Annotated in this window: 11 protein-coding genes; 6 read left to right on the top strand and 5 right to left on the bottom strand. The window is 72.3% G+C overall.

Annotated features, from left to right (window positions below; translation table 11 throughout):
- Positions 1-4: 4 nt before the first annotated feature.
- Positions 5-1390 (bottom strand): MFS transporter, encoded by a 1386-nt coding sequence (locus AC5P1C_RS18050; protein WP_493866872.1) that lies wholly within the window; start codon positions 1388-1390, stop codon positions 5-7.
- A gap of 164 nt (positions 1391-1554) precedes the next feature.
- Positions 1555-2469, bottom strand: coding sequence for a LysR family transcriptional regulator (locus AC5P1C_RS18055; protein WP_493866873.1), 915 nt, complete (start codon positions 2467-2469; stop codon positions 1555-1557).
- Positions 2470-2573: 104 nt separating this feature from the next.
- On the opposite strand from AC5P1C_RS18055, the gene AC5P1C_RS18060 reads away from it, so the two are divergent.
- Complete coding sequence (locus AC5P1C_RS18060) at positions 2574-3797, top strand: metallophosphoesterase (RefSeq protein ID WP_493866874.1); 1224 nt, start codon at positions 2574-2576, stop codon at positions 3795-3797.
- A gap of 45 nt (positions 3798-3842) precedes the next feature.
- Here the strand turns inward: AC5P1C_RS18060 and AC5P1C_RS18065 are convergent, their stop codons facing one another.
- Positions 3843-4490, bottom strand: a complete 648-nt coding sequence (locus AC5P1C_RS18065; RefSeq protein ID WP_493866875.1) for a M23 family metallopeptidase — start codon at positions 4488-4490, stop codon at positions 3843-3845.
- A 95-nt stretch (positions 4491-4585) separates the two neighbouring features.
- Positions 4586-6112, bottom strand: coding sequence for a bifunctional phosphatase PAP2/diacylglycerol kinase family protein (locus AC5P1C_RS18070; RefSeq protein WP_493866876.1), 1527 nt, complete (start codon positions 6110-6112; stop codon positions 4586-4588).
- A 79-nt stretch (positions 6113-6191) separates the two neighbouring features.
- On the opposite strand from AC5P1C_RS18070, the gene AC5P1C_RS18075 reads away from it, so the two are divergent.
- The 3 genes from AC5P1C_RS18075 (at position 6192) to AC5P1C_RS18085 (ending at position 7826) form a co-directional block, all read left to right on the top strand.
- Positions 6192-6821 (top strand): helix-turn-helix transcriptional regulator, encoded by a 630-nt coding sequence (locus AC5P1C_RS18075; RefSeq protein ID WP_493866877.1) that lies wholly within the window; start codon positions 6192-6194, stop codon positions 6819-6821.
- Between the two features lie 77 nt (positions 6822-6898).
- Positions 6899-7033: a hypothetical protein gene (locus AC5P1C_RS18080; protein WP_493866878.1), complete on the top strand. Its 135-nt coding sequence runs from the start codon at positions 6899-6901 to the stop codon at positions 7031-7033.
- A 109-nt stretch (positions 7034-7142) separates the two neighbouring features.
- Positions 7143-7826: a glycerophosphodiester phosphodiesterase gene (locus AC5P1C_RS18085; RefSeq protein ID WP_493866879.1), complete on the top strand. Its 684-nt coding sequence runs from the start codon at positions 7143-7145 to the stop codon at positions 7824-7826.
- 29 nt (positions 7827-7855) lie between these two features.
- On the opposite strand, the gene AC5P1C_RS18090 is transcribed toward AC5P1C_RS18085, so the two are convergent.
- Positions 7856-8407 carry a GNAT family N-acetyltransferase gene (locus AC5P1C_RS18090; RefSeq protein WP_493866880.1) on the bottom strand — a complete coding sequence of 184 codons (552 nt, stop codon included), beginning with the start codon at positions 8405-8407 and terminating at the stop codon, positions 7856-7858.
- A 92-nt stretch (positions 8408-8499) separates the two neighbouring features.
- On the opposite strand from AC5P1C_RS18090, the gene AC5P1C_RS18095 reads away from it, so the two are divergent.
- On the top strand, positions 8500-8892 hold the full coding sequence (locus AC5P1C_RS18095) for a VOC family protein (RefSeq protein WP_493866881.1): 393 nt from the start codon (positions 8500-8502) through the stop codon (positions 8890-8892).
- A gap of 236 nt (positions 8893-9128) precedes the next feature.
- The gene (locus AC5P1C_RS18100) at positions 9129-10517 is read left to right on the top strand and encodes an NAD(P)/FAD-dependent oxidoreductase (RefSeq protein WP_493866882.1); all 1389 of its coding nucleotides are present in this window, start codon (positions 9129-9131) and stop codon (positions 10515-10517) included.
- Positions 10518-10873 lie beyond the last annotated feature (356 nt).

Consider the following 10873-nt stretch of genomic DNA (forward strand, 5'->3'; position numbering starts at 1 on the left):
CAGGTCAGGCGGGTTGTGCGGTACGGGACTTGGCGGCGTCGGCGGCGTCGTCGGCCGGGTCGCCGGTGCGGGCCAGGAGGGGCAGCACACCGGCGAGGGTGAGCGCGGTGTAGCCGAGGCCGAGGGCGACGACCGGCCAGATGGAGTCGAAGGCCGTGAGCAGGTACTGCGAGACGATCGGCGCGGTCCCGGCGAACAGGGTCGTGCACAGCTGGTACGAGAGGGACATGCCCGTGTAGCGGACCTCCACGGGGAAGACGCGGGCGAGGATCCCGGCGAGCGCGGCGTAGTACATGGCGTGCGGGAAGGTCGCGAGGCCCATGCCGAGGACGGCGAGCCAGAAGTCGCCCGTGCCGACGAGGACGAACATCAGCGGCAGCAGGACGAATTCGGGGAGCAGCATCCACAACACGGCTTTGCGCACCGGCCACTTGGTGGCGAGTACGGCACCGAAGGGCTGCACGATCACTTGCACGACGAGGGCGAGCGAGATGACCGTGAGGAAGGTCGTGCGGTCGAAGTCCAGGTCGCTGGTGGCCCAGGAGAGGGCGAACGTCGTCTTGACGTAGGTGATCGCGACGCCTGCCGTGCCGGCGAGCACGCCGAGCAGGACCAGCATCGGGGAGCGCGTGAGCACTTCCTTGATGGGCAGCTTGATGGTCTTCTTCCGGGCGAGGGCGGCCTGCATCTCGGGGGTCTCCGCGAGCCTGAGCCGGATGAAGAGTCCGACGGCGACGAGGACCGCGGAGAACAGGAACGGCACGCGCCAGCCCCACGACTCGAAGGCGGCGTCGGGGAGCCCGGCCATGCCGAGGAAGGCGAGCGTCGCCAGGAGGTTGCCGACCGGGGAGCCCTGCTGGGCGAAGGCGCCGTAGAGCAGCTTGCGGCCCGGCGGGGCGTACTCGGTGGCGATGAGGACGGCGCCGCCCCACTCGCCGCCCATCGCGACGCCCTGGATCATGCGGAGCAGGACGAGGAGGATCGGAGCGGCGGCGCCGATCTGCGCGTATCCGGGGAGCAGGCCGACGCAGAACGTGGCGGCGCCCATCATCGTGAGGGTGGTGACGAGGGCCTTCTTGCGGCCGTACTTGTCGCCGAAGTGCCCGAATATCAGCCCGCCGAGGGGGCGGGCGAGGAAGCCGACCCAGAAGGTGGCGAAGGCCGCGAGGGTGCCCACGGCGGGCGAGGCCTCGGCGAAGAAGATCTTTCCGAGGACCAGGGCCGAAGCGGATCCGTAGATGTAGAAGTCGAACCATTCGATGGTGGTGCCGACGAACGCGGTGACGCCCGCGCGGCGCGCCTCACGGGCAAGTCGTGGATCGGGGGCTTCCGGCGCCCTCGGGGCAGGGGCGTCGGCCGGTTCCCCGGGGAGCGGGGCGTCTTGCTGCATGACGAGCGTCCTCTCGTGGCGGCAGATCCCGCGACGGAGGCCGACGAGGTGGGGAAGGGAGCCGAGCGGCCGGCTGCCGGTCCTCGCGCCGTCGCGAGACGTGGGTCACTCTGCCCTCCACCATTAGGAGGTGTCCAAGACCAATAACGGCCCGTACTGAGACGTCATCCAGCAGAATCAGGTGCGTCGGCGGGCAGCGGCAGGACGTCCTCGGCCACCCGCAGGACCGCGTGCAGCGCCGCCGACCGGTTGCCGCTGCGCCAGCCCAGCGCGATGGGCAGGACCGGGACGTCGTCGCCGGCGAGCGGCCGGAACACGACGTGCTCCAGGTGGATGTTGCGGGCCGACTCGACCACGACGGCGAGGCCGACGCCCGCCCCCACCAGGGCCAGCATGTTGTACGAGTCCGGCGCCTCCTGCACGATCCGGGGCGCGAACCCGGCCTCGTGGCAGGCCTGCACCGTGGCCTCGCGCACGGCGGACTCGCGGGACAGCGGGAACGTCACGAACGGCTCGCCCGCCAGTTCACCCACCGGCACCTCGGGCCGCGCGGCCAGCGGGTGGCTGTCCGGCAGGGCGAGCACGAGCCGCTCCATGCGCACGACACGGGCCGTGATGCCACGCCGCACGGGCAGCGCCACGAAGCCGATGTCCAGGGACCCGTCAGCCACCCGCCGCAGCGCCTCGCCCGCGTAGGTCTGCCCCTCCAACACCAGCTCGATGCCCGGGAGTCGAGAGTTCACGGCGCGGGTGAGCAGCGGCAGGACCGAGTAGCTGCTGGCCCCGGCGAAGCCGACGCTGACCCGGCCGATCTCGCCCAGGTGCGCGGCCCGCACCGTGCGGCGCACCGCCGACGCGTCGGCGAGCAGCCGCCGCGCGGGCTCCAGGAGCGCCTGCCCCGCGGGGGTGAGGCGGACGGTGCGGGTGGTGCGGTCGAACAGCTTCACGCCGAGGTCCCGCTCCAGGAGCTTGATCTGCTGGCTCAGGGGCGACTGGGCGATGTGCAGGCGTTCGGCGGCGCGGCCGAAGTGCAGTTCCTCGGCCACGGCGACAAATCCCGACAGGTGTCTGAGCTCCACGCCGATGACCCTACGACGCCGGTCACGGGCGCGGTGACCTGTCCGACACCGGCAATTCGCCTGATCGTCTTCCCCTGTCCGCGCCGATATGGGAGAACGCTCGGATGTGCGATGACGAACTGATCCCGCCGCGCGCGGACTTGACCGAGAAGCAGTGGCTGCGGGCCGATGCCCCGCTCGCCCGGGACCTCACCGAGCGGTGGGGCCCGCAGGCCCTCACCCTGCACCGGCGCACGCTGCTCGGCGGTGCCGCCGCCGGAGCCGCGCTCGCCGTCCTGCCGTTCGGCGCGGGACAGGCCGCGGCGGCGCGGGGCGCCGCGAAGTTCCCGCTCCCGGACGGGCCGAACCGGAAGGGGGAGTTCGCCGTCCTGGTGACCGGCGACTCCGGCACCGGCGGCGAGGAGCAACTGGCCGTGACGGAGGCCGCCCGGCGGGTCTGCCGCGACGAGGGGATATCGCTGGCCGTCGGCCTGGGCGACAACATCTACGAGAACGGGCCCGAGTCGGACCACGACTCCGAGTTCCGGACCAAGTTCGAGGAGCCCAACACCGGCATCGACGTGCCCTGGCTCATGGTCCTGGGCAATCACGACTGTTCGGGCCTGATCCCGGGCAGCGGCGGCGACCCCTCGCGCGGCGACCGCGAGGTCGCCTACGCGGCCTCCTCCCCGCGCTGGTACATGCCGAGCCGCTACTACAACGTCACGCTGCCGCACACCGAACCGCCGGGCGCGGCGGCCGATCCGGTCGTGGAGTTCTTCGCCCTCGACACCAACCCGGTCGCCTCGACGGTCGCCCAGACCTCGCGCCAGTACAAGTGGGACGGCCCCTACATGCGAGCCCAGCGCCAGTGGCTTGACACCGCGCTGTCGGCGTCCCGGGCCCGCTGGAAGGTGATCCTCGGCCACCACCCCTACCTGAACAACGGGAAGCACGGCAGCGCCGGTTCGTACGACGGATTCGTCATCGGCCACTACACGAGCGGGATCCACCTCAAGGAGCTGTACGAGGAGGTGGTGTGCGGCCGGGCCGATCTGATCCTGTCCGGCCACGACCACACCCTGCAGATCCTGGAGCCCACGACCCGCACGGCAGGCACCCGCCAGATCGTCTGCGGGGCCGCCGCCAAGTCCGGTGACGGCAGGGCCCACTTCGACCACCCGGCCGCCTGGCAGAACTTCTCCGACGTGGGCTTCATGGTGCTCAAGGTCTCGGAGCGGTCCATGACCGTGGACACCTACACGGTCGACGTCCCGGCACGCACCGCGCGCCTGGCCCACACCACGACGACCTCCACCGCGGTCGCGGGCCGCGCCCCCGTGGGCTAGGACCCGGCGTTCCCGGTGCCCCGGGCGTTCCCCCCCTGGGCGCTCTCACAACAGCCGGGCCCCGCGCTTCGCCAGATAGGTGACCGGATTGATGTCCGACCCGTAGCCGCGCCGGGCCCGGATCTCCAGGTGGAGGTGGGGCCCGGTGGCGCGCCCCGTGGCCCCGCTGCTGCCGATGCGGTCGCCGGTGCCGATGCGGGCCCCTTGGCGCACCGAGATGCGGGACAGGTGCCCGTACACCGAGTAGTGCCCGTCCCGCAGCCGCACCGTCACCGCCTTGCCGTACGCACCCGACCAGCGCGCGAGCACCACGGTGCCCCCGCCGACGGCGTGCACCGGGGTCCCCTTGGGGACGGCGAGGTCGATGCCGGTGTGGTGTCCGGCGAGCCAGTTGCCGCGCACTCCGTAGCGTGCGGTGACGCGGAAGCGCCGGCGCAGCGGCAGGGCGAACTTGCCGGGAGGTCCTTGGGGGGCGAGCGCGCGGTCCTCGGGGATCGCCTCGTCGGCCTCGGCGAGTGCTTCCTCGAACTCCGGGTCGTAGCCGATGCCGCACTCGCCGTCGGTCTCGGCGGCGGCGTGCGGTGCCGGTCCCGCCACCGTGAAGGCGCCGCCGGCCAGGAGGACCGCGGCGACGCTCAGTACGTCACGTCGTGTGGTGCCCGCTTCACGCGGGCTGTCTATGTCGTAACCCATGACCGCAAGGACACTGGCGCCGGGCCCGGGGCGCACGCCGAGTGCTCCGCTTGGCGTAATGCCTCCAACGCCCCCGCCTGGCGCCCGCGCCGCGGTCAGTCGGAGGCCGGCCGGTACACGGTGAGCGCTTCGGGCAGCTTGTCGAGGAGCAGCGCGGGGGGCGCGGGGGCGAGTTCGCCGTCGTACGCCATCTGTGTGTCCTCGGGCAGGCTGGAGATCACCAGGCGCTGCGCCTTGGCGGACGCGTACAGGCGGGTCTTGGCCAGCTGACCGGCGAGCGCCGCGGCCAGCAGGCGGGTGCGCGCGAAGCGTCCGCCGTTCGCGATGCGGATGTCGAGCAGCCCGTCGGCCAGGTCGTGCCTGCGCACCGGGGCGATGCCTGCGCTGCGGTAGGCGCCGTTGCCCGCGAAGAGCAGCCACATCGAGCGGGCCTTCCCGTTCACCACGGCGCTCAACGGCCGCCCCGTGTGCACGATCTGGGCGACGCCGAGCAGCGCGGCGGGCGGACCGCCGACCTTGGGGGACCACTCTTCCCTGATGCGTACGAGTTCGGGGTAAGCGCCGAGGCTGAACGTGTTCAGAAAGTACACCGGCTCGGAGTGCGCCCGGCCGTCAGGACCGGTCCCGGCGACCAGGGGCTTGATCCGGCCGACGTCGGCCCGCACCGCGCTGCCCTCGGCGAGGGCAGCGCAGGCGTCCGCGACCGTGTCGACGCCCAGGTCGGCGGCGAAGTGGTTGAACGTCCCGCCGGGCAGCACCATCAGCGGCACGTCGAAGCGCAGGGCCGGGGTCACGGCGGCGTTCACCGTGCCGTCTCCCCCGCACACGCCGAAGACGCCGCCGCGCCGGGCCGCGTCCCTGGCCGCTTCCTCCAGGACCTTGGGCAGCGGCCCCGCGTCCTCCTCGTACAGGACGACCTCCGCACGGGGCAGGGCCGTCTTCAACTGCCGGACGGGGTCCATGAGTTGCGGCTGGGCGCCGGAGGAGGGGTTCACCACCACGATCAGGCCATCGCCGTCCGGCAGCGCGGGCGCGTCCGTGCGGGGCCGCGCGGGCGGCGGCAGCTGCGCCCTGGAGGGCACCATGCCGCGCACCGCGTAGGCGGCGCCCACGCCGAGGGCGGCGCCGACCAGGACGTCACTGGGGTAGTGCACGCCGGTGTAGACGCGGGAGAAGGCGACCGACGCCGCGACCGGGGCCACGGCCGCCCCCAGGCCCCTCGACTCCAGGGCCACGCCCGTGGCGAAGGCCGCCGCGGAGGCGGAGTGCCCGGACGGGAAGGAGCTGGTGATCGGCTGGCGGGACAGGTGCCGTATCACCGGCACCGCGTCGAGGACCGGCCTGGAGCGCCGCACCGCGCTCTTGCCCAGGGTGTTGACCGTGGCCGACGCGAGGGCGAGGGACGCGACGCCGCGCACCGCGGCGCGCCTGCCGCGCGCGCCACCGAACGCCCAGACTCCCGCGGCGATGCCGAACCACAGCAGGCCGTGGTCGGCGCTCCGGCTCAGCCGTGGCAGGACCGGCTCCGCCGCCGGCCAGGAGCGGGCGGCCACGCGGTGGAAGGCGAGGCGGTCGGTGGCCCCGAGCAGTCTGCGGATGTGCGGCGTCGGTTGATCACTCATGAAGCCCGTATACCCGCGCATGCCGTCCACACCGCACACATCTTGCGCCGCCGCTGTGACGTTCACTTCAATCAGTCATATGGCAGCCCCCGGACCCACCTCACCGCAGCGACCCGCCGAGCTGCCGCCGACCGCGTGGGCGGTGCTCGGCCTGCTCTCCTTCCCCGGCGAGCGGACCGGGTACGAGCTGAAGAAGTGGGCGGACGCCTCGCTGCGCCACTTCTACTGGGCACCCGCCATCAGCCAGATCTACGCCGAACTGCGCCGCCTCGAAGCGGTCGGGTACGCCACGTCGCGGCGCTCGGGACCCGATGAGCCGCGCGCGAAGCGGTCGTACGCCATCACCACCGAGGGCCGTGCGGCGCTCGCCGGGTGGGCGGGGGGCGCCCAGGACGCGGGGCCCCCCGTCCTGAAGCACCCGCTGCTGCTGCGGGTCTGGCTCGGGCACCTGGCGGCGCCGGATCATCTGCGGGCCCTGGTGACCGCGCACATCGCGCACACGCGGGGCGAGCTGAAGGAGGTCCACGACGCCCTGGCCCGCGCGGAAGGGGTGGAGGCGTGGGCGCATCCGCAGATCGCGCTCCGCTGGAGCGGGCGGCGGCTCGAGGCGGAGATCGAACTGGCGGAGGCGATGCTCGCCGACCTCGCGGAAACACCCGGCCCCACGACCCCCGGTCAACCCCCCGAGGACTCGCCCACCCAAGGGTGACGTGGCTCGCGGCGCGAGGGCGGCAGCCGGTAGGACGGGCGGGGTCAGCCGACCCCGCCGTATGGAGCAGTGCACCTGTGACCACCCGTGCCGTCCTTGCCGCCGCCGTCATCACCGGGCTCCTCCTCGGGATCATGGGAAGCAGAGCGGACGACTCCGATTCCTCGCGGCACCCCGGTACGAGCGGTTCCTTCACGGAGGCGGGCCGTTAGGCTGCGACCTTGCCGCGTGGCACCTCCTCCCCCGCTCTCGGCTGCGCTCGAACGGGGGACCCCACCGCCGCGTGGCCACCGAGCCGCCGTCGACGGAAGCGAGTGAACCTTGAACTTCCTCACCATCGGTCACCGCGGGGTCATGGGTGTCGAACCCGAGAACACCCTCCGGTCCTTCATCGCCGCGCAAGCCGCGGGCCTCGATCTCATCGAGCTCGATCTGCATCTGAGCAAGGACGGCGCCCTCGTCGTCATGCACGATGCCGACGTGGCCCGTACGACCGACGGCAAGGGACCGATCGCCGAGAAGACCCTGGCCGAGCTCCGGGAGCTCGACGCGGGGCGCGGCGAGCGCATCCCCGTCTTCGAAGAGGTCCTGGACGCCGTGAAGGCGCCGCTGCAGGCCGAGATCAAGGACGTGGCCGCCGCCCGCGCGCTCGCCGAGGTGATGCACCGGCGCGATCTGGTCGGCCGCGTCGAGGTGATCTCCTTCCACGACGACGCGATCGCCGAGATCGCGCGCCTCGTCCCGGGGGTACGCACCGCACTCGTCGCGAGCCGTTTCGGCACCGACGTCGTGGAGCGCGCGACGGCGGTCGGCGCCACCACGCTCGTACTGAACATCAGGCGCCTGACGCTCGAGATCGTCGAGCGTGCGAAGAAGGCGGACCTGCGGATCATCGGCTGGGTCGTGAACACGCAGGACGATCTGCGCCTCGTGCGCGCGCTGCAGCTGGACGGCGCGACCACGGACTACCCCGAGATCAAGCGGACGGGCCGGTTCACGGCCTGACCCCGGCGCGTCCGCTTCGGCGCCGGTACTCAGACGAGGGGCTTGACCAGGAGCTCGAACTGCAGGTCGTCCCGCGTCGGGATACCGAACCGCTCGTCGCCGTACGGGAAGGGCGTCATCTTTCCCGTACGGCGGTAGCCGCGCCGCTCGTACCAGGCGACGAGGTCGGTGCGCAGGGAGATCACGGTCACGTGCATCTCCTGCGCGCCCCACTCCTCGTGGACGGTCCGCTCGGCCTCCGCCATGATCACCTTGCCGAGGCCGGCGCCCTGGAGCGCAGGGCTCACCGCGAACATCCCGAAGTAGGCGTGCTCGCCCCGGTCTTCGAGCTGACAGCAGGCGACGATCTCGCCGTCACGCTCGACCGCGACCAGCCTGCTGACGGGCGACTCGATGACCTCGACGACACCCTGCGGGTCGGTCCGCTGCCCCTCCAGGATGTCCGCCTCCGTGGTCCAGCCCGCCCGGCTGGAGTCACCGCGGTACGCCGACTCGATGAGCGAGACGATGGCGCCGACGTCCGCCTCGGTGGCGCTCCGGAAGGTGACGTCGCTCGTGTTCGGGCGCGGCGCTGTGTCCATGGGCGGGTTCTCCGATCTCTCTGGCCCACCGCTGTCCGGCGCGGCGTGGGCAAGGCACCGTCGAGCGTATCCCCCCACTAAGGTGCGGCCGCATGGTGCATGTACTGAGCAGCAGGACCCTTCTCCGCCCCACCGACCCCGAGCGCTCACGCTCCTTCTACGGCGAGGCACTGGGCCTCGCCGTCTACCGCGAGTTCGGTACGGGCCCCGAGCGCGGCACGGTCTACTTCCTGGGCGGCGGCTTCCTGGAGGTCTCCGGCCGCTCGGAGGCCCCACCCGCGCCGGGCCTCCAGCTGTGGCTGCAGGTGGCGGACGCGCGGGAGGCGCACGCGGACCTCGTGGCGCGGGGCGTCGAGGTGGTCCGGGAGCCGGTGAAGGAACCCTGGGGACTGGTCGAGATGTGGATCGCGGATCCGGACGGCGTCAAGATCGTCGTCGTCGAGGTGCCGGAGGACCACCCCATCCGGTACCGGCCCGGGATCTGAGAGCGGCGTCCCCAACGGAGGTTCGTGCGCGCGTACTTCCGCCACCGCCTTGAAACGCGCACGATCCGTGGGACTAACCGCGGTTCGCCGGGGCAGGGGGCTGATTCGACGGTTCGGGGTAACCCTCCGGCGGTTCGGGGTACCCGGGCTCCCCGCCCGGCGCATCCGAGGTGCGCCGGGCCGCCCCTCGTCGGAGGATTGACCGGACCCCTCGCCCAACCCTGGAGCGATCTCTTATGCAACGTCCCCGGATTCTGATCATCGGCGGTGGCTTCGCCGGTATGGAGTGCGCGCACAAGCTGGAGCGGACGCTCAAGGCGCAGGACGCCGAACTGCGGCTGATCAGCCCGCAGGACCATCAGCTGTATCTCCCGCTGCTCCCCCATGTCGCGGCGGGCGTGCTGACCCCCCAGTCGGTCGCGGTGCCGCTGCGCCGCATGCTGCGCCGTACGGCGATCGTGCCGGGCGGGGCCATCGGTGTGGACCCGCACGCGAAGGCCGTGATCGTACGGAAGATCAACGGCGAGGAGGTCGTGGAGCGCTACGACTACCTCGTCCTGACCCCCGGCAGCGTGACCCGGCAGTTCGACATCCCCGGGGTCGACCGGCACGCCGTGGGCGTGAAGACGCTGGCCGAGGCCGCCTGGATCCGCGACCACGTGATCTCGCAGCTCGACCTGGCTTCGGCGAGCTCGGACCGGGCCGAGCGGGAGTCCCGGCTGCAGTTCGTGGTGGTCGGTGGTGGGTACGCGGGTACGGAGACGGCGGCGTGTCTGCAGCGTCTGACGAGTGCCGCCGTCAAGCGCTACCCGGGGCTCGACGCCTCGCAGATCAAGTGGCATCTGGTCGACGTGGCACCGAAGTTGATGCCCGAGCTGGGCGACCGGCTCGGCGAGAAGGCCCTGGCCATCGTGCGGCGGCGGGGCCTGGAGGTGTCGCTCGGGGTGACGGTGGAGAAGGCCACCGAGGACACCGTCACGCTCACCGACGGGCGCACGCTGCCCTGCCGGACGCTGATCTGGACCGCCGGTGTCGCGCCGAGCCCGCTCATCGCCACGCTGGGCGCCGACACCAACCGGGGCCGCCTGGTCGTCGACCCGGAGCTGACGGTGCCGGGCATGGACGGTGTGTTCGCGCTCGGCGACGCGGCGGCCGTCCCCGACCTGGTCAAGGGCGGCGACGCGGTCTGCCCGCCGACCGCGCAGCACGCGATGCGCCAGGGCTGGGCCGCGGCGAAGAACGTGACCGCGGCGCTGCGGGGCCGGCCGCTGACCGCCTATCGCCACAAGGACATGGGATTGGTCGTCGACCTCGGCGGCATCCAGGCCGTGTCGAAGCCGATGGGCGTCCAGTTGACCGGTCTGCCCGCCCAGGTCGTCGCGCGCGGCTATCACCTGGGGGCGCTGCGCACCGTCACCGCGCGTTTCCGCACGGCCGCGAACTGGGGTCTCAACGCGCTCGCGGGCGACGACTACGTACGGACCGGGTTCCAGTCCGGGCGGCCCGCCACGCTGCAGGACTTCGAGATGACGGACGTCTATCTCTCCCCGGAGGAGATCCACGCGCGGGTGACCGCTCAGGTGGCGGGGCGCTCGATGGCGCCGGAGAAGCCGCGGCTCCCCTAGGGCCCTTCTGATGGATCTCCGCGATGGCCCGTGCATGACTCAGGCCGGTGCTCGCACGCTGCGGGCGCCGGCCTTCGCGCGGGAGCACGACCGGGAGGCGCGCGCACGCCGGGGTGACCGATGCCTCCCTGGTCGTGCGGCTGTGGGGCGACTACCAGTGGTGGGGTAGCCGTGGCTCTCGACTTCCCGCGGGCCTCGCTGCGTCAGCCCTGGCGCGAAGGGCTCCGGAAAGCCGCAGCCGTCGTCTGAAGGGCGATGCCTCCGTCGGACGGCCGGTGGACGCTCCCAGGGCGCCGTCTCACCGGCCGATTGATCACGACGTGCGTCACGTCCGTATTACGCGTCACCCGTCGCCA

Source organism: Streptomyces sp. A18, assembly GCF_059026065.1.